At 31.7% G+C, this 19,658-nt stretch carries 18 protein-coding genes; 15 read left to right on the top strand and 3 right to left on the bottom strand.

Annotated elements, in window-relative coordinates; genetic code table 11:
- Positions 1 to 94 precede the first annotated feature (94 nt).
- Positions 95 to 1,102 (top strand): 3-oxoacyl-ACP synthase III family protein, encoded by a 1,008-nt coding sequence (locus BWZ22_RS01760; protein WP_076697628.1) that lies wholly within the window; start codon positions 95 to 97, stop codon positions 1,100 to 1,102.
- Positions 1,103 to 1,543: 441 nt separating this feature from the next.
- On the opposite strand, the gene BWZ22_RS01755 is transcribed toward BWZ22_RS01760, so the two are convergent.
- On the bottom strand, positions 1,544 to 4,018 hold the full coding sequence (locus tag BWZ22_RS01755; RefSeq protein WP_076697626.1) for an outer membrane beta-barrel family protein: 2,475 nt from the start codon (positions 4,016 to 4,018) through the stop codon (positions 1,544 to 1,546).
- 97 nt (positions 4,019 to 4,115) lie between these two features.
- On the opposite strand from BWZ22_RS01755, the gene BWZ22_RS01750 reads away from it, so the two are divergent.
- Positions 4,116 to 4,478 carry a CoA-binding protein gene (locus tag BWZ22_RS01750; RefSeq protein ID WP_076697624.1) on the top strand — a complete coding sequence of 121 codons (363 nt, stop codon included), beginning with the start codon at positions 4,116 to 4,118 and terminating at the stop codon, positions 4,476 to 4,478.
- Here BWZ22_RS01750 and BWZ22_RS01745 read toward each other — a convergent pair.
- Entirely contained in the window at positions 4,455 to 5,912 is a 1,458-nt protein-coding gene (locus BWZ22_RS01745) for a sodium:solute symporter (RefSeq protein WP_076697622.1), read from the bottom strand. The two genes, BWZ22_RS01750 and BWZ22_RS01745, sit on opposite strands and share 24 nt — an antisense overlap.
- Before the next feature lie 114 nt (positions 5,913 to 6,026).
- Between BWZ22_RS01745 and recR the strand changes: the two genes are divergently transcribed.
- From recR to BWZ22_RS01680, 13 genes are all read left to right on the top strand, one after another.
- Positions 6,027 to 6,644 carry a recombination mediator RecR gene (recR, locus tag BWZ22_RS01740; RefSeq protein ID WP_076697620.1) on the top strand — a complete coding sequence of 206 codons (618 nt, stop codon included), beginning with the start codon at positions 6,027 to 6,029 and terminating at the stop codon, positions 6,642 to 6,644.
- A 9-nt stretch (positions 6,645 to 6,653) separates the two neighbouring features.
- Positions 6,654 to 7,751: a glycosyltransferase family 2 protein gene (locus BWZ22_RS01735; RefSeq protein WP_076697618.1), complete on the top strand. Its 1,098-nt coding sequence runs from the start codon at positions 6,654 to 6,656 to the stop codon at positions 7,749 to 7,751.
- Between the two features lie 110 nt (positions 7,752 to 7,861).
- Entirely contained in the window at positions 7,862 to 9,172 is a 1,311-nt protein-coding gene (locus BWZ22_RS01730) for a dihydrolipoamide acetyltransferase family protein (RefSeq protein WP_076697616.1), read from the top strand.
- A gap of 123 nt (positions 9,173 to 9,295) precedes the next feature.
- The gene (locus BWZ22_RS01725) at positions 9,296 to 10,099 is read left to right on the top strand and encodes a hypothetical protein (protein WP_076697614.1); all 804 of its coding nucleotides are present in this window, start codon (positions 9,296 to 9,298) and stop codon (positions 10,097 to 10,099) included.
- A 2-nt stretch (positions 10,100 to 10,101) separates the two neighbouring features.
- Entirely contained in the window at positions 10,102 to 10,878 is a 777-nt protein-coding gene (locus BWZ22_RS01720; RefSeq protein ID WP_076697612.1) for a 3'-5' exonuclease, read from the top strand.
- A 6-nt stretch (positions 10,879 to 10,884) separates the two neighbouring features.
- The gene (locus tag BWZ22_RS01715; protein ID WP_076697610.1) at positions 10,885 to 11,496 is read left to right on the top strand and encodes a fumarylacetoacetate hydrolase family protein; all 612 of its coding nucleotides are present in this window, start codon (positions 10,885 to 10,887) and stop codon (positions 11,494 to 11,496) included.
- Positions 11,496 to 11,837, top strand: coding sequence for an Hpt domain-containing protein (locus tag BWZ22_RS01710; RefSeq protein WP_076697609.1), 342 nt, complete (start codon positions 11,496 to 11,498; stop codon positions 11,835 to 11,837). Before BWZ22_RS01715 ends, BWZ22_RS01710 begins: the two co-directional genes overlap by 1 nt.
- A gap of 3 nt (positions 11,838 to 11,840) precedes the next feature.
- Positions 11,841 to 13,091, top strand: coding sequence for a competence/damage-inducible protein A (locus BWZ22_RS01705; protein ID WP_076697607.1), 1,251 nt, complete (start codon positions 11,841 to 11,843; stop codon positions 13,089 to 13,091).
- 82 nt (positions 13,092 to 13,173) lie between these two features.
- The gene (rpmB, locus tag BWZ22_RS01700) at positions 13,174 to 13,410 is read left to right on the top strand and encodes a 50S ribosomal protein L28 (RefSeq protein WP_076697606.1); all 237 of its coding nucleotides are present in this window, start codon (positions 13,174 to 13,176) and stop codon (positions 13,408 to 13,410) included.
- A gap of 25 nt (positions 13,411 to 13,435) precedes the next feature.
- Positions 13,436 to 13,618, top strand: coding sequence for a 50S ribosomal protein L33 (rpmG, locus tag BWZ22_RS01695; RefSeq protein WP_076697605.1), 183 nt, complete (start codon positions 13,436 to 13,438; stop codon positions 13,616 to 13,618).
- Positions 13,619 to 13,625: 7 nt separating this feature from the next.
- Positions 13,626 to 13,778 (top strand): DUF4295 domain-containing protein, encoded by a 153-nt coding sequence (locus BWZ22_RS01690; RefSeq protein ID WP_076697604.1) that lies wholly within the window; start codon positions 13,626 to 13,628, stop codon positions 13,776 to 13,778.
- A 254-nt stretch (positions 13,779 to 14,032) separates the two neighbouring features.
- Complete coding sequence (ftsY, locus tag BWZ22_RS01685; RefSeq protein WP_076697603.1) at positions 14,033 to 14,986, top strand: signal recognition particle-docking protein FtsY; 954 nt, start codon at positions 14,033 to 14,035, stop codon at positions 14,984 to 14,986.
- A 310-nt stretch (positions 14,987 to 15,296) separates the two neighbouring features.
- Positions 15,297 to 18,464 (top strand): S41 family peptidase, encoded by a 3,168-nt coding sequence (locus BWZ22_RS01680; protein ID WP_198027639.1) that lies wholly within the window; start codon positions 15,297 to 15,299, stop codon positions 18,462 to 18,464.
- 49 nt (positions 18,465 to 18,513) lie between these two features.
- On the opposite strand, the gene BWZ22_RS01675 is transcribed toward BWZ22_RS01680, so the two are convergent.
- Positions 18,514 to 19,587: a serine hydrolase gene (locus tag BWZ22_RS01675; protein WP_076697602.1), complete on the bottom strand. Its 1,074-nt coding sequence runs from the start codon at positions 19,585 to 19,587 to the stop codon at positions 18,514 to 18,516.
- Between the last annotated feature and the right edge of the window lie 71 nt (positions 19,588 to 19,658).

Raw genomic sequence — 19,658 nt, 5'->3', positions numbered from 1 at the left:
CAAACTGACACAACTATATAAAAAATTGCATTTTTATTGTATAATTGGAATTTAAAAACAGTTATTGTACTTTGATAACCTAAACTAGATAGCTATGTATAATTCTAAAATAATAGGTCTTGGTAAGTATCTGCCAGATAATGTGGTAACTAATGATGATTTGTCTAAAATGATGGATACCAATGATGCGTGGATACAAGAAAGAACTGGTATAAAAGAAAGACGTTGGATAAAGGAAGGAACAGGAGATACTTCTGCAGTTATGGGGGCTAAGGCTGCTAAAATAGCTATTGAACGTTCTGGTTTAACTAAAGATGATATAGATTTTATTGTGTTTGCAACCTTAAGTCCAGATTATTATTTCCCAGGATGTGGTGTGCAAATTCAAGATATGTTAGGTATGAAAACTGTGGGAGCCTTAGATATAAGAAATCAGTGCTCTGGTTTTATTTATGCCATGTCTGTTGCAGACCAGTTTATTAAAACAGGAATGTATAAAAACGTTTTGATTATAGGTTCTGAATATCATTCTGGAGGATTAGAGAAATCTACCAGAGGACGCGGTGTAACGGTTATATTTGGCGATGGAGCAGGAGCTGCTGTTTTAAGCAGAACAGAAGATAACACCAAAGGTATTTTATCATCACATTTACATTCTGAAGGAAAATATGCCGAAGAACTTACCGTTTTAGGGCCTAGTATTAAACATTGGGTGCCAGAAATTTTAGAAGCTAATGATCCTGATGATACTTCATATTACCCATACATGAATGGCACTTTTGTATTTAAACATGCTGTGGCGCGTTTTAGTGAAGTTATTATGGAAGGTTTAGTTGCTAATAACCTTAAAAAAGAAGATATTGACATGTTAATTCCGCACCAAGCTAATTTGCGTATTTCTCAATTTATTCAAAAGAAGTTTGGGTTGCGTGATGACCAAGTGTTTAATAATATTCAAAAATATGGAAATACAACGGCAGCTTCTATTATTATAGCTTTAACAGAGGCTTGGGAAGAAGAAAAAATAAAAGAAGGCGATACGGTTGTTTTAGCGGCATTTGGTAGTGGTTTTACCTGGGGAAGTGTTATTATAAAATGGTAAGAACTAGATTTAATAAATACAAAAACCCAAAACGTTTAAGTTTTGGGTTTTTCAGCTATTAATCAACTTCAATTAACACTAATTTGAAGAATCATAATTATTAGACGAAGAAAACTTCTTTTTATTGCACGCAATTAAAATATTTAACTTTTTTTAACATTTTATAAAAAACTCGAAACCGTAAGTTTCGAGTTTTTTAGTGAATATATACAAATCTTTAATACGAAATTTAATGTGTAAGACGACTAACTCTAAATAATTATTCTTCGTTTTTGGCTAGATTGTATATTACGTTTAACGTAAAGTTATTTTGCTTATTGTGTGATAGTTAAACTTTTTTTTAATAAAAACCCCAAAGTTGTAAAACTAAGGGGTTTCTCACTTAATAGCCTTATTTAACCACTAACCATAAACTATTATAAAGACTATTAAAATGAGTTTTTATAAAAAACCTCCGCTTTCTTGTTTTGTATTATCATCACGTTGTTTTCTTTTTAACGCTCTGTATTTTCCACCTCCAAAGCGGTATGATAAAGCAACATTCCAAGTATTGCTTTCCCAGTTAAACTGGCCTTGATTAGGGAAAGGACTTGTGCCATCAAATTCAAAATTCATAGTATTAAAAATATCGCTATAGTTAAAACTAAAAGTGGCTCGTTGGTTTTCTAAGAATGAATAACGCATACCTGTATTTAGCATAAACATGGGTTTTCTAGTAAATTGAATGCCTTTTTGTTTTCCTCTATACATTGAAAACAAAGAGAAGCTAAGCTTTTTTGAAGCTCTAAAATTATTGAAAATCCTTAAATTCCATACTATATTATCAACAACGGTTTCGTTGGTTTTAATGTCTGCTATGGTAGCATTTTGAATATCAGGATTATCTATATATTCTGTTATACCACTTTGTTCTTGAGAAAATAAATCAAAACTACCGTTTACACTCCACCATTTTGTTGGACGGTAATTACTAGAAAGTTCAATTCCGTATGCGGTTGTGTTATCAAAGTTATCATATGATAAAATAACATTTCCAGAGGTTACATCTGTTCTGTCTATACGTACATAACGGTTAATGTTATCTTCAATGATTCTAAAAAACACACCTCCGGTAATACTACCTTTGTTTAATTTACGCGTATAATTTGCTTCTACAGAATTGGTGAATTGTGGTTGCAATTCTGTGTTTCCAAAAGATGAAACTCTTGGGGTACTCCACTCTCGTATGGGGTTAACTTGTTGTAATCCTGGTCTATCAACACGACGACTGGCACTTAATTGATAGGTGTTTTTTTCTGAAGCGTTGTAACTTATAAATATTGAAGGATATACCTGAAAATAATTGTTTTCAAAAGGAGTTATTTCTGTAGTACCATCATTAAAAGTTTTTAAAGCATTGGCTTCTTCGGTTACAGATTCTAAACGAGCTCCAATTTGATAATTCCACTTTTCAAAATTCTTACTGTAAGTAGCGTAGGCAGAATAGATATCTCTGTTATATTCAAAATCGGTACTTGGTGTTGGAATAAGATTGCCTTGTTCAGAATAAGTTTGTCCGGTAGAATTGTAATCTACATCGGTGCCAAATAAGCGCACTTCAGCACCTAGTTCTAGTTTAGATTCCTTATTTAAAGGTTTTACATAGTCTACGTTTATGGTTGTTTGATCTCTGTTGGTGTTAACAAAATCCATGTAGTTTGTTGGAAATGTAAAATTTATATAGCTAAAATTGGCATCTTCATCATTTGTAAAATCATTGTAATCTATTTCAATATCTAAGGTTTCATCTTCATCATTAAACTCATGTTTATAAGCAAAGTTATATTGTCCAGAATGATTTTCTGAAAGGTTGTTAAACAATTGCCATTGTGTTGTGCTTGGATATGTTATGGTAGTATTGCCAAAACCATCTCCGTTAAATGAGTTTTGATTGGTAAAGAAAGAGAATGTATTCTTTTCGTTTAGGTAAAAGTCTACTCCAAATTTGTATAAATGCGATTGGTTATTGTTACCAAATTTAAAATCTTGACGCGAATTATCATCTAATCTGTTAATATATCCAAAGTTGTCATATTTACCAATATTGTTACCGTAATTACCATAAAGATTAAATTTTCCGTTGCGGTAATTCATGTCTATTGAGCTGTTAAATTTTGCAAATATTTCTTTGGTTAATCCAACGTTTAGGTTTCCGTTAAATCCTATTTGCGTGTTTTTATGCAATTTTATATTGATGATACCACTCATGCCTTCAGGATTATATTTTGCAGATGGATTGGTGATAAGTTCAATAGATTTTATAGAGGTTGAAGGTATTTGCTTTAATAACTGTGCTATGGGAACATTACTAAGTTTGCCATCTACCATTACTCTTACATTTTCGTTTCCTCTAAGGCTAATGTTTCCTGTTTGTTGGTCTACGTTTACAGATGGTAAATTGTTCATAATATCACTTGCTGTAGCGCCTGCAGTGGTTAGATCTTTACCTATTGTAATAACTTTTCTGTCTACTTTTTGTTCTATAGTAGAAACTTCTGCAACTACAGTTACGGCGTCTAAGCTTTCGGCTTCTTCTTCTAAATAAATAGCTCCAAGATTTACATTGTAACTCCCTTTTTTAAGAGTTATATTTTTGTTGTATGTTTTGTAACCTATGTATTGAATGCTTATTGTAATATTGCCTTCATCAATTTTTTCAATTTTAAAAGTACCATCGTCGGCGGTAATTCCACCGGTAAGGGTCTTGTTATTGGTGTCTTTAATAATTACATTTACGTAAGGTAAGGGTTGTTTAAGTGTTGCGTCTAATACGGTTCCGAAGATAGACCCTTTTTTATCAATGTTTTTTTTGGGATTGGTATGTGCTTTTGCTATAAAAGAAAGCAATAGAAAGCACATGAAAAATGCGTTTTTCATTTGATTTGATTGTTTTTTGATTGATTTCAGTTATGTTTAAGACGTTTAAGAGTAGGTTATGTTACCAAATTTTTACATATTAACAACATTTTAACAGATGAATAAGAAAACCTTAGTGCTTGGAGCTTCATTAAAACCCAATAGATATTCTAATTATGCTATTCAAAAATTAGTAGCCAATAACCATGAAGTTGTAGCTTTTGGATTGAAAAAAGGAACGGTAGCTGGAGTGAAAATTGATACAGAACTATTACCATATAAAGATTTACACACAGTAACATTGTACCTTAATCCTAAGCGTCAAAAAGACTATTATAGCTATATAGTATCTTTAAAACCAGAGCGTGTTATTTTTAATCCAGGAACAGAGAATCCAGAATTGTTTTCTATTTTAAAAGAAAATAATATTCATTTTGAAGTAGCTTGTACTTTGGTGTTACTTTCTACTAATCAGTATTAAACCAATAAAAGTTATTAAACCATTTATGGGCAGTAATTCATACCCTAAAACGTAACCGCCTATTTTTTCTGGTGGAATATTTCCAATAATAGTAATTATAACAACGGCGCATAAAGCAACTATCCAAACATATTGGTCTTTAACTTTACGTTTAGTAAAAATACCAAAAGCAAATAACCCAAGTAGCGGCCCATATGTGTAGCCAGCAACAGTAAGAAGGCTATCTATAACATTGCTATTAAGTACATATTTAAAAATAATTATAACAATTACTAATAAAATGCTCATACCAATATGAGCTTTTTTTCTAATGCGTTTTTGCTCCTTTTTTGGTTTTTTATCAATATTTAAAAAATCTACACAAAAAGATGTTGTTAATGAGGTTAATGCACTATCTGCACTACTGTATGCTGCTGCAATTAAACCAAGCATAAAGGTTATTGATAATGTAATACCTAAACCGCTATTTAATGCAATTTCAGGAAAAAGTAAATCGGTTTTAGGTTTGCCATTCATAAGCGGAATAGCAATTTGGTGTTTGTTGGCATAAATGTAAAGTAAAGCTCCTAAAAGCATGAATAAAAACGTAACAAAAACAAGTACAATGCTAAATGAAATCATGTTTTTTTGAGCATCTTTTAAAGATTTACAGGTTAAGTTTTTTTGCATCATATCTTGGTCTAGACCTGTCATACATATAGTAATAAAGATGCCGCCTAAAAACGATTTAACAAAATGATTTCGCTCTAAAAAGCTATCAGTAACAAATATGTTGCTATAAGTTTTAAGTTCATTAGAAGCTAAAAACTCACTAAAACTCCATCCTAAACTATCATTAATAAAATATATAGAAAGTATTACTGCTAAAACCATAAACAGCGTTTGTAAAGTATCAGTCCAAACAATAGTTTTTATACCGCCTTTGTTGGTGTAAATCCAAATGAGTAAAATGGAGATGATAACAGTAATTTCAAAAGGAACATGCCACGCATTAAAAACAAATTGCTGTAATACTATAGCAACTAAAAACAATCTAAAAGCAGCTCCTAAAACTCTAGATATAAAAAAGAAAAATGCACCTGTTTTATGGCTTACTACACCAAAACGTTGTAACAAATATTCATAAATAGAAGTAACATTTAATTTATAATAAATGGGTAATAGAACATATGCAATTATAAAATAGCCAAACATATAGCCCAAAACCACTTGAAAATAGCTGAATTTAGAGCCTTCAATCCATCCTGGAACCGATATAAAAGTAACACCAGATAGTGAAGCGCCCACCATACCAAAAGCAACTAAATACCAAGGAGATTGCTTGCCTGCTTTAAAGAAATCATCATTATTATCGTTCTTTCCTGTAAAGTATGATATAACTAAAAGCACCCCAAAATAGGCAGCAATAAGTAGAAGAATTTGAGAAGCACTCATATAATGATTTATTTGGTTTTCAAAATACAAATTAAAAGTATCAAAATCTAAATTCCACTAAAAAGAAGCAGAAACTCTAGTAATCAATTCATATAATATTGTATTTTCGTGGTCATGGAATTTTCTTCAAAGTTACTAGAAAAGGCTGTTAATGAAATGTCTCAATTACCCGGAGTGGGTAAGCGTACTGCATTGCGTTTAGTGCTGCATATGTTACGCCAACCAAAGGAACAAACTTTAGCTTTAACAAAAGCACTACGGTCTATGAGAGAAGAGATTAAGTTTTGCAAATCTTGTCATAATATAAGTGATGATGAATTGTGCGAAATTTGCTCAAGTAAAAACCGAAACGAAGAAATAGTTTGTGTGGTAGAGGATATACGAGATGTTATGGCAATTGAAAATACCAGCTCTTATAAAGGGTTATATCATGTGTTAGGAGGGAAAATTTCACCTATGGACGGTATTGGTCCGCATGATTTAAATATAGATTCTTTAGTTGAAAAAGTTAAAAGCGGGAAAATAAAAGAACTCATTTTTGCGTTAAGCTCAACAATGGAAGGAGATACTACTAACTTTTACATATTTAAGCAAATTCAAGATTATAATATTGTTACATCAACTATTGCTAGAGGGATTTCGGTAGGAGATGAACTTGAATATGCCGATGAAATTACCCTTGGCCGAAGTATTGTTAACAGAATTCCTTTTGAAACCTCCTTAAAGCTTTAGTCTCTCAATTTGAAACTTTCTGTAGTCATACTAAATTATAATGTTAGGCATTTTTTAGAGCTTTGTTTAAAAAGTGTAAAAGCAGCCATTACAAATATTGATGCAGAAATAATTGTGGTTGATAATAATTCTGAGGATGAAAGCTGCTCAATGGTAAAAGAATTATTTCCAGATGTTATTTTAATAGAAAACAAAGAGAATTGTGGGTTTTCTAAAGGAAATAATATTGGGGTAAAAAAAGCAAAAGGAGATTATTTATGCATTTTAAATCCAGATACTGTTGTTGCAGAAGATACCTTTGTTAAACTTTTAAAATTTAGTGAAAACAAAGAGAAACTAGGAATAGTAGGTTGTAAGTTAATTGATGGAGTAGGTCGTTTTTTACCAGAAAGTAAACGCAATATTCCTTATGTAAGTGCCGCTTGTAAAAAAATATTAGGTAACTCTAAAAAGTACTATGCAAACCATTTGACTGAAAATGAAACGGGTAAGGTAGATATTTTGGTGGGGGCTTTTATGTTAATGAAAAAAAGCATTTATGAAGACATTGGAGGTTTTGATGAAGATTATTTTATGTACGGAGAAGATATTGATTTGTCTTATAGGGTCTTAAAATCCGGATATCAAAATTATTATTATGCCAATACTACTGTTGTTCACTTTAAAGGAGAAAGTACTTTAAGAGACAAAAATTATGCGCGTAGGTTTTATGGAGCCATGCAAATATTCTACCAAAAGCATTTTAAAAAGAATGTTTTATTTGATTTGTTTGTTTTTATAGGAATATGGTTTGTTTATTTTTTTAGAAAAACACCAATTCACAAAATTAAGCGCGTAAATAGGTATGTGCTTATTTCAGATAAAATGATAGAAGGTTTAAAGACCTCATTACCTAATAACTTTACTTTAGAAAGAAAAGTAGGTAATTATGATAAGGCAACAGAAATTATACTTGATGCCAATTATTTATCCTACAAAGAAATAATTGATATAATGCTCAACGCTTCGGTAGTTAAGAAGTTAACCTTTAGAATTTTACCCAATAATTCTAAATTTATTTTAGGAAGTGATAATGTAATAAGTAGAGGAGAGGTTATTACTTTTTAGCTTATAGATTTATACAATGCTGCTTATATTTGTTATGAATAACTAACAAAAATCGCTGTATTTTCGTTAATTTTGCAAGCGAAAATTAAAAGAACTATTACATTATTGATATGGCAAAATTTGAACTTAAGTTACCAAAAATGGGAGAAAGCGTTGCAGAAGCAACCATAACATCTTGGTTAAAAGAAGTTGGAGAAACAATTGAGCTAGATGAACCTATTGTAGAAATTGCTACCGATAAAGTAGATAGTGAAGTACCTAGTGAAGTAGATGGCGTTTTAGTTGAAAAGTTTTTTAATGTAGATGATGTGGTGCAAGTAGGGCAAGTTATTGCCATTATTGAAACCGAAGGCGAAAATGAAGTAGTCTCAAAACCTGAAGTTGATGAGGTAGAGCCAGAAACTATAGAACAAATAGAAGAAACTATTTCAGTAGCTAAAGAAACTGTAACTCCAGTTGTTTCTAGTAGTAACCGGTTTTATTCTCCCTTGGTTAAAAATATAGCAAAACAAGAAGGCATTTCGCAAGAAGAGTTAGACGCTATTTCTGGTACGGGTAAAGATGGAAGAGTTACCAAAAATGATATTTTAGCCTATGTTGAAAACAGAAGAGTAAAGCCAGAGCCTCAAGTTATAAAAGAAGAAGAAACTCCTCAACCTAAAATAGATACAACACCAAAAACAGTAGCTGCTCCTCCAGTTGTTCCAAGTGGTGAAGATGAAATTATTGAAATGACGCGTATAGGTAAACTCATTGCGCATCATATGACGGAATCAATTCAAACATCGGCACACGTTCAAAGTTTTATAGAAGCCGATGTTACCAAAATTTGGAATTGGAGAAACAAAGTAAAAAATGATTTTGAAAAACGCGAAGGTGAAAAATTAACCTTCACCCCAATTTTTATGGAGGCAGTTGCCAAGGCATTGCGAGATTATCCTATGATGAATATCTCAGTACAAGGTGATACTATTATAAAAAAGAAAAATATCAATTTGGGTATGGCAGCAGCATTACCAGATGGTAATTTAATAGTGCCTGTAATTAAAAATGCAGACCAGTTAAATTTAGTAGGAATGACCAAACAGGTTAACGATTTAGCTACTAGAGCAAGAAATAATCAATTAAACCCAGATGATATTCAAGATGGTACGTATACCGTAACAAACGTAGGATCTTTTGGTAGTATTATGGGGACTCCAATTATAAATCAGCCCCAAGTAGGTATTTTAGCGTTAGGAGCTATTAGAAAAGTGCCAGCAGTAATTGAAACTAATGAAGGTGATTTTATTGGTATTCGTTATAAAATGTTTTTATCACATTCTTATGACCACCGGGTAGTAAATGGCGCTTTAGGAGGTATGTTTGTTAAGGCTGTAAAAGATTATTTAGAAGCTTGGGATGTAAATAGAGGGTTTTAGTGAAACAGTTAAAGATTGCAATCTACTCTTATTGAGTTTTGTTTTATAATTTTATTTTAAAATATCTAACTTACTAAAATTAAATTTCTTGTGGTTATAAATATCAATTTTGAAATAAAACTTTTGAAATTAATTATTGTATTGTTAGCTATTATGCATTCACCTATGCTGTTTGGACAACAAGATGTTATACACATTGATGAAAATGGTAAAAGTATTTCAGCTAATGTTTTTAAAACTAAGATAAGTTCTTCTATTTATCATGGGGTAAGGTATGATACAGATAGTTTGGTGTTACAAGAAATTAAGTATAATTATCGTTTTGGAAAATTATTACCAAACGCAAAAAAACAATTATTTCAACTTTTGAGTTTAAGACATCAAATTGATACAACTAGGATTTTGATGATTCATTATATAGATACTTTACGAGCAGTTTCTGAATTTCCTAAAAAGTCATCTACTATTCTTTATGATAGCTTAAATCAAGAAATAAAGTCAGTTCAAAAAACAATAACTTATCCACTAGGAGGTGTTAAAATTGATTTAAGTAATAATCAAAAAGTTTATAAACAAGAACATGTTTTGAACTACAGAGATTTTATAAACTCTTATAAAAGATGTTATAGAAGGTATAGGAAGTATAAACAAGTAAGTGTTTTTCATTTTTATGATTATAATAATGGGCATCCAAATGAATTAAAAAAATTGAAATGGTTTCAAGATTACGGGGGGGTGTTAAAAAAACTATTTTTTAACGAAAAAAGCAGGGGCTACAATGTAATTATTAAACCATCTGGAGAATTTTTTATAGAATATCGTGAAAATCATATTACTTTTGATGATTTGATAAATTCCAAAAAATGGAATGAAATGAAAATTAACTTTGATAAAGAAATTAAAGTTTTAAATAATTACAGAAACTAAACATGCAATTAAACCTAACAAAACCCATTTGTTTTTTCGATTTAGAAACTACAGGTGTTAATATAACAAATGATAGAATAGTAGAAATATCCATTCTTAAAGTACACCCTAACGGGAAGGAAGAAAGCAAAACATGGTTAGTAAATCCAGAAATGCCAATTCCTAAAGAAGTAACTGCTATTCATGGTATTTCAGATGAAGACGTTGCAGATAAACCTACCTTTAAAGAATTAGCCAAAGAAATCTATAACATGATAAAAGACTCAGATTTAGGCGGATTCAATTCTAACCGATTTGATATCCCTTTATTAGCTGAGGAAATGTTAAGAGCCGACATAGATTTCGATATGAAAAACCGTCAAGCCATAGATGTACAAACCATATTTCATAAAATGGAACAGCGTACTTTAAGTGCAGCCTATAAATTTTATTGTAATAAAAGTTTAGATGATGCCCATAGTGCAGAAGCAGATACAAATGCTACTTATGAGGTATTAAAAGCACAATTAGAAAAGTATGATGAATTAGAAAACGACACCAAATTTTTAGCAGAATTTAGTTCTAGAAAAAAGTTTGCAGATTTTGCTGGGTTTATAGCATATAATAAAGATGGCGAAGAATGTTTTTCATTTGGTAAACACAAAGGAAAATTGGTAACAGAAGTATTAGAAAAAGAACCCGGATATTTTGGGTGGCTGTTAAATGCAGACTTTCCGTTATATACAAAAAAAGTGTTAACCAATATTAAACTTAGAGGTTTCAATAATAAACTGTTTTAAAATTAAATGAAACTAATTTGTATCGGTCGTAATTATACAGAGCATATTGAAGAATTGGAAAATGAAAAACCATCAGAACCGGTAATTTTTCAAAAGCCAGATTCAGCCATTTTATTAAAAAAACAGCCCTTTTTTATCCCCGATTTTTCTAACGATATCCACCATGAGGTAGAAATTTTAGTAAAAATTAATAGAATAGGTAAGTATATAGATAAAAAATTTGCTCATAAATATTACAATGAAATTGGTTTAGGAATAGACTTTACAGCCAGAGATTTACAAAGTAAATTAAAAGCAAAAGGCTTGCCTTGGGAAAAAGCAAAGGCATTTGACGGAGCCGCTGTAGTTGGAAAATGGATACCCAAAGAAGAACTAGGAGATATTAATAGTATTGAATTTTCTTTAAAAAAGAACGATAAAATTGTTCAAAAAGGAAATACAAGTCACATGCTTTGGAAAATTGATGAAATAATAGAATATGTCTCAAAATATTTTACTTTAAAGATAGGAGATATTATATTTACGGGAACTCCTGCCGGCGTTGGTAGAGTAATTCCTAATGATAAATTAATAGGATTTATAGGAAACACAGAAATGTTTTCAGTAACAATAAAATAATGGAACAACATTACAAATTATTTAGGGTACGCGAGTTAGCAGATAACGATGAAGATTTTATAAAAAGTTTAGCAGAAGCTTTTGTAGAAGAAGTTGCTCCAGATTTAGAGCGCTTAAAAAAAGCCGTGGCAGCAGAAGATTACACAGAAGCTTATCAAGCTGCACATAAAATGAAACCAACTGTAGACTTATTTGAGTTGGGTGTTTTAGATACCTTAATTGAAGTACAAGATTGGGGTAAGTTTACCAAAAAAGGAGAAGATATTACACCACAGTTAGAAATAGTTGTAGATGCCGTAGAAAAGGCATTGGTAGAGATAAAGTCAGATTTTAAATTATAATGAATGCAAGCAGAGATAATTACCATTGGCGATGAACTCCTTATAGGTCAGGTAATTGATACTAATTCTGCTGATATAGCAAAGCAACTCAATAAAATTGGTGTTTCTATTTATCAAGTAACCTCAGTTCAAGATGATAAAAACCATATTTTAAAGGCTTTAAAAGATGCTGAGGAGCATTCCGATATTGTTATACTTACAGGCGGTTTAGGGCCTACAAAAGATGATATCACCAAGAAAACTATAGCAGAATATTTTAATGATACCTTAGTTAGAAATCAGGCTGTTCTACAAAACATAGAACAGCTTTGGGCAACCAATGTAAGCGATAAAATACTTCAAGTAAATAAAGATCAAGCTTTAGTACCATCAAAATCTAAGGTATTAATGAATAAACTAGGTACCGCTCCAGGTATGTGGTTTGATAAAGGAAACAAAACATTTATTTCACTTCCGGGAGTTCCCTATGAAATGGATGCTTTAATGGAAAACGAAGTAGTGCCTAAGCTAAAAGAAAAATACAATTTTCCTTATATACTACATAAAACACTTTTAGTATATGGTATTGGCGAGAGTGCTTTAGCTGCAAGAATTGAAGACTGGGAAGAGGCTTTACCTCCAAATATAAAACTAGCCTACTTGCCTAATTTAGGTAAAGTAAGACTGCGTTTATCTGCTAAAGGATCTAATAAAAAAGATATTGAAGCTAAAGTAGATACAGAGATAAAAAAATTATTACCATTAATTAAAGATAAGTTTTTTGGTTTTGAAGATGAAGAAGGGTCTGTAGAAATCATTATAGCAAAACAACTAACCAAAACAGGAAAAACTTTAGCCATAGCAGAAAGCTGTACAGGCGGCACTTTAGCTGGTCAATTCACAAAACACTCTGGAGCATCGGCTTATTTTAACGGCGGTGTAGTAACTTATTCTACAGAATCAAAAGTGAATGTATTAGGTGTTTCTTCAGAAGTTATTCAGGAACACTCTGTGGTAAGCGGGCAAGTAGCAGAATCTATGGCAAGCAACGCTTTAAAATTATTTAATTCAGATTTTGCAGTGGCAACAACAGGTAATGCAGGCCCTACAAAAGGGGAGTCTGATGCAGATGTTGGCACTGTGTTTATTGCTATTGCTAGTAAAGATGGCGTTTTTTCAGAAAAATTTTCTTTAGGAAATCATCGTATAAAAGTAATAAATAAAGCAGTTAACAAAGCCTTAGAAATGCTGCTAAAAGAAATTTTTAAAAATTGATACAATTTAGATTGTCATAATCTAAAGAATTTGTATATTTGCACCTCGATTTTAAGCAATAAAAAAATTAAAGTTATATATAATGTCAAGAGTTTGTGAACTTACAGGGAAAAAGGCAATGGTTGGTAACAACGTGTCTCACGCATTAAATAGAACTAAGCGCAGATTTAACGCTAACTTAGTTAAGAAACGTTTTTACATACCAGAAGAAGATAAATGGATAACTTTAAAAGTTTCTACATCTGCTTTAAAAACTATTAATAAAATAGGAATTTCTGCAGCAATTAAAGAAGCTAAAGCTAAAGGGTTTTTAAAATAATAGCTGTATTTAAAAGTATTAAGAAATGGCAAAGAAAGGCAATAGAATTCAGGTGATATTAGAATGTACTGAGCATAAAGCTTCTGGATTACCAGGAACTTCAAGATACATTACAACAAAAAATAAAAAAAATACGCCAGATAGATTAGAAATTAAAAAATTCAACCCTATCCTTAAGCGTATGACAGTTCATAAAGAGATAAAATAATTAAGTCATGGCAAAAAAAGCAGTAGCATCGTTACAAACAGGATCAAAAAGGCTAACTAAAGCTATAAAAATGGTTAAATCGCCTAAAACAGGAGCTTATATGTTTGTAGAGTCTATTATGGCTCCAGACCAAGTTAATGACTTTTTAAACAAAAAGTAAACACAAGCTTTTCTTACAATATACAAACTGCTTTCTAATTTTAGAAAGCAGTTTTTTTATGTTTATATTTGAGAGATTATCTGCTAATATGGCAGAATAAAAAATATGGTTAAGTATTTGTAATGTATATTTGGGCGTTACCACGCTTTGGGCGTGGTCGGGCTTTCGGCAGTCGCTTCCCAATTTACAATTGGGAGAGCTTCAACAAATGCCTCAATCCCTAACGCAATTAATAACTTAAGTTTTAAAGCAAAATGAGTCTTTTTAAAAAAATATTTTCTTCAGATAAAAAAGAAACTCTAGACAAGGGTTTAGAAAAATCTAAAACAAGTTTTTTTGGTAAATTAAGTAAAGCAGTAGCCGGAAAATCTAAAGTAGATGATGAAGTTTTAGATAATTTAGAAGAAATTCTTGTAACTAGTGATGTTGGCGTAAATACCACTTTAAAAGTTATTGAACGTATTGAAGCTCGAGTAGCTAAAGATAAATATTTAGGTACAGATGAACTTAATCAAATTCTAAGAGAAGAAATAGCTGGTTTGTTAAGTGAAACCAATATTGGCGAAGAAACAGAATTTACAGTTCCTCAAGATAAAAAACCATACGTTATTATGGTTGTAGGTGTTAACGGGGTAGGTAAAACAACTACTATTGGTAAGTTAGCATATCAATTTAAAAAGCAAGGGTTAAAAGTGGTTTTAGGTGCAGCAGATACCTTTAGAGCAGCAGCTATAGATCAGCTTCAAGTTTGGGCAGATAGAGTAGATGTACCTATAATAAAACAAAGTATGGGCAGTGACCCTGCATCTGTTGCTTTTGATACCTTACAAAGCGCTGTAAAACAAGATGCCGATGTGGTTATAATTGATACTGCAGGACGTTTGCATAACAAAGTAAATTTAATGAATGAGCTTACCAAAGTAAAACGTGTTATGCAAAAGGTGGTAGATGATACTCCAAATGATGTTTTATTAGTGCTTGACGGCTCTACAGGACAAAATGCTTTTGAACAAGCTAAACAATTTACAGCAGCCACCGAAGTAACATCTTTAGCAGTTACCAAATTAGATGGAACCGCTAAGGGAGGCGTAGTAATTGGTATTTCAGATCAATTTCAAATTCCTGTAAAGTATATTGGTGTTGGAGAAGGCATTGAAGATTTACAAGTATTCAATAAATACGAATTTGTAGATTCTTTTTTTAAGTAAATTTTTTGTTTTGCAACAAGTCCAAAAAAATATTCTCTTTCATGCTCATAAATAGACTATCATCTTAAAAAGTGAATTGTTGAGCCTTTAGTGAGCATATTAAAAGGAAATAGAGTAAAATAACAAAATGATTTTTGTTATTTTATAAAAAACACTTAAACGCACACCATCTAATTTAACTTTTTTAAATTATCATAAGATTTTCAAGTAAAATCACAATCAATACTTAAGATATAAAGATGAAAAAATATTTTATTCTTGTTTTAATAGCTCTCAATTATTTAAGCATCAATGGTCAAAATGATGCCTATTGGCTGAGGTATCCAAGTATTTCCCCGATGGTTCAACTATTGTGTTTAGCTATCACGGTAATTTGTATTCTGTTGATGCAAATGGAGGTAATGCAGTAGCAATAACTACTGGGGATGCGTATGATGGATATCCGGTTTGGAGTCATGATGGAAAAACCATTGCTTTTGCAAGTGATCGTTATGGTAATTTTGATGTCTATACAATGTCTGCGCAAGGGGGTAAACCAACAAGACTAACCTATAATAGTGCTAATGATTTTCCTTATGACTTTACAATAGATAATAAATACGTTCTTTTTGGAAGTGGAAGAGATGCACCAGCATCAAGTGTCCGTTTTCCATCTCCTAGATTGTTTCTTAATCTCTATAATATCCCAGTTCAAGGAGGAAGACCTATTTTAGTTTCTGCAGCTGGAGCTGAAAGTGCACACTATAACAATGATGGAACTAAAATAATATTTCAAGACAGAAAAGGATATGAAGATGATTTTAGAAAACATCATACGTCTTCTGTTACCCGCGATATTTGGATTTTTGATATAAAAAATAACACCTATAAGCAAATTTCTGATTTTAAAGGAGAAGATAGAGAACCTGTTTTTAATAATGATGGCTCATCTGTTTTTTACCTTAATGAAAAAAGTGGGACTCAGAACCTATATAAAAGAGTATTAGAAACAAACAATGAAATAGCATTAACTAATTTTAAAGACTTTCCTGTTAGGCATTTAAGTATAGCAAAGGATAACACAATGGCTTTCTCTTGGAAAGGAGAAATTTATACCATTTCAGAAGGAAGTGAACCTAAAAAACTTTCAATTAAAGTTAGAGACGATTCTGCATACGAAACTTTTAAAAATATTGATATTAGCGATGTAAGTGAATTTAAAGTTAGCCCAAATGGTAAAGAAATAGCCTTTGTTAATAGAGGAGAAGTTTTTGTTACCGGTGTAGACGATTCAAGAACTAAACGTATTACTAATACACCACAACAAGAACGTATGATTAATTGGTCTCCAGATGGTAAAACCTTGTTGTTTTCTGGTGAGAATGATACAAGTTGGGATATTTATAAAGCAACAATTTTGCGTCCAGAAGAAACTTATTTTTATGCAAGCACAATTGTAAAGATTGAGCCATTAATAGCTACTATGTCTGAAGAATATCAGCCTGAATTTTCACCTGATGGGAAAAAAGTAGCCTATGTTAAGGATAGGAATATTTTAAAGGTATTAGATTTAGAATCAAAGAAAGAAGTTACAGTATTGCCAGAAGGACATAATTATTCTTATTCAGATGGAGACTGGGGATTTCAATGGAGTCCAGATAGTAAGTGGCTTTTTGTTTCAGATCAAAAGGGATATGGATTTGATACTAATACGGCCTTATTAAAAGCAGATGGAACAGGTGAATTTATATATCCGGTAAATAGTGGTTTTGGAGAAAGTGGTGCAACATGGGCGCTAGATGGGAAAATGATGGTTTATAAAAGTTCGCGTGATGGTGAGAAATCGCTTGCTGTTAACGGAAGTAGTGAGAGCGATATATATGCTGTTTTCTTTGACCAAAAGGCTTTTGATACCTACAACCTAAGTAAAGAGGAATATGACTTATTTAAGGAGCAGGAAGAGAAGGATAAAAAAGATTTAGAAGAAAATGAAAAGGATGTTAAAAAAGACAAAAAAAACAAAATAGATAAGAAGGTTGAAGATTTAAAAATAAATTTAAATAATTTAGATTACCGTAAAGTTAAATTGACAATAAATAGTTCGCATATAAGTGGTTATGCGCTTAATAAAGATGCTAGCAAATTATTCTATTTATCTAAATTTGAAAAAGGATATGATGTTTGGGTTACAGAACCTAGAACAAAGAAAACTAAAATTTTAGCAAAATTAGGAGGGTCGCCTAGTGGTATTCAAATAAGTAATGATGATAAAATATTGTTTTTAAGTAATAAAGGAAAACTTGTTAAAGTTGATGCTGAGAGTGGAAAAATTACAGGAGTAAAAATTGATGGTGATATGGTGTTGAACCCTTCTGGAGAACGTCAATATATTTTTGAACATGCATGGCGCCAAGTAAAGGAGAAGTTTTATGATCCAAACCTTCATGGTATTGATTGGAAAATGTATCATGATGAGTATGTTAAGTTTTTACCACATATTAACAATAACTATGACTTTCAGCAATTGTTGAGTGAACTTCTTGGAGAGCTTAATGCTTCTCATACAGGAGGAAGATATACACATAGAGCTAAAAATGGAGATATAACAGCTTCATTAGGTTTGTTGTTTGATGAGAAATATACAGGTGAAGGAATCAAAATCAGTGAAGTTCTTTCAGGAGGGCCATTAGATAATGCTAATAGTAAGGTTAAGAGAGGTGATGTTATTTTAAAAATTAATAATAAGGAAGTAAAAGCTGATGACAATTGGAATAAATATTTAAATAACATTACAAATAAAAACATACTGTTAACTCTCACGGATGGGAATGTAATATTTGAAGAAAAAACTAAACCAGTATCTATGAGCACTCAAGCAAGATTAATGTATAAGCGTTGGGTGAAAATAATGGAACATAAAGTAGATTCTCTAAGTGGAGGTAAATTAGGTTATGTGCATGTTAAAGGTATGGATGATGACAGTTTTAGAGAGGTTTATGACAATGTTATGGGAAAAAACAAAGAAAAAAAAGCCCTTGTTGTTGATACAAGATTTAATGGGGGAGGCTGGCTTCATGATGATTTGAATACGTTTTTAAGTGGTACTCTATATTTAAAATTAGCACCTCAAGGTAATTTGCTAAAAGGGGGTGAGTCTTTAACACGTTGGACCAAGCCTAGCATTGTTATTATGAGTGAGTCTAATTATAGTGATGCTTATATTTTTCCTTATATCTACAAACAAAATGGTATAGGTAAACTTGTAGGAATGCCAGTTCCAGGAACTGGTACCGCAGTTTGGTGGGAACGTCAAATAGATCCAACTATAGTTTTTGGCATACCAATGATTGCAACTATTGGTGCAGAAGGTAGGCCTACTGAAAATTTACAGGTTAATCCAGATATTGAAGTTAAATTACTATATAATGATTTTTTAAATGGTAAAGATTCTCAATTGCAAGCGGCTGTTAGTGAATTGCTTTCAGAAATTAAAGACTAGTTTGTAAATAAAAAAGAGCTCAAAGAGAAAGGCTTTGGGATTTTTTAAATTAATCTATCAATGCATTAATTTTATTCCACAATTCATCATCAAAACTTGAAAGTGCAAAGTTCTCTTCGCTAGCAGCATCTCCCATTCTAACAATTACTAGTTCTTTGCTTGGTATAATATAAAGTTTTTGGTCGTTTTTACCCAAGCCAGCAAACATGTCGTCTGGGGCATTGGGTATAAGTTCGCCGCTAAATTCAAATTGGGTTTGCGGTAAATGGTAACTCGATTTTCCGTTAAGCCACCACATGTAGCCATAGGCTTCATTAATGGTTTGCGAGGTATTTATAGCCTCGTTTAAATATGTTTCAGGAATAATTTGATTGTCTTCCCATTTTCCATTGGCGTACATAAGCAATCCAAATCTAGCCATACTACGGGTATTGCTCCAGTATACATTGGTGCTTTCAAACGGTAACCAAAATCCGTTCATACCAATTTCATCTTTTAGTTTTGTGTTAAAATAGTTGTTCCAAGTATCGTTAGTAGCTTGTGCAACCACATCTTGTAATTTTAAAAATACACCGTGGTATGCCCAACGTGTTCCAGCATCGGCTAGGTAATTTAAGTTTTCTGCCGAAATATCATCGTTAGAATCATCTAAACCAGAGGTCATGGTTAGTAGGTGTTTATTGGTAATTAGGTTTTCTTTTTCTAGTGGCGCATTTGTCCAGCCTGTTCCTAAATAATCAGATACTTTATCATTTATATTTAAAAAACCTTCATTTTGGGCAATACCAGTAATGGCTGTTGTTAATGTTTTTCCTGCACTTGCCCAATACCAAAGGGTGTTAGCATTATGTTCATTCATATACGCTTCAACAACAATTTTTCCGTTGTGAAGTATCATAAAACTTTTGGTATTAAATGCTTCTAAAAAATCTAATAATGGCTCAAGTTGATCTTCATTCCACTCTAAGTCGCTTATAGATTTTGTTTCCCAACTATCAGAATCTAAAGGAGGAAAATAAATTTCAGTTTCGGTAGGGTTCGTATTTTCGTTAGTTGCTTCTTCTGTAGAGCAGCTAAATACACTAAAAAGCCCTAGAAATAGTAAGTAGATTAAGGTTTTCATAAGTTAGATTTGGTAATTAAGACCTTCAAATATATAAAAGGTTTAATTAAGTTGTATCTTTGCGCCCTGAT

The sequence above is a fragment of the Seonamhaeicola sp. S2-3 genome (assembly GCF_001971785.1).
GTDB lineage: Bacteria > Bacteroidota > Bacteroidia > Flavobacteriales > Flavobacteriaceae > Seonamhaeicola.
Note: the sequence above shows the minus strand (reverse complement) of the source record. Positions and strands in the feature narration are given on the sequence as shown.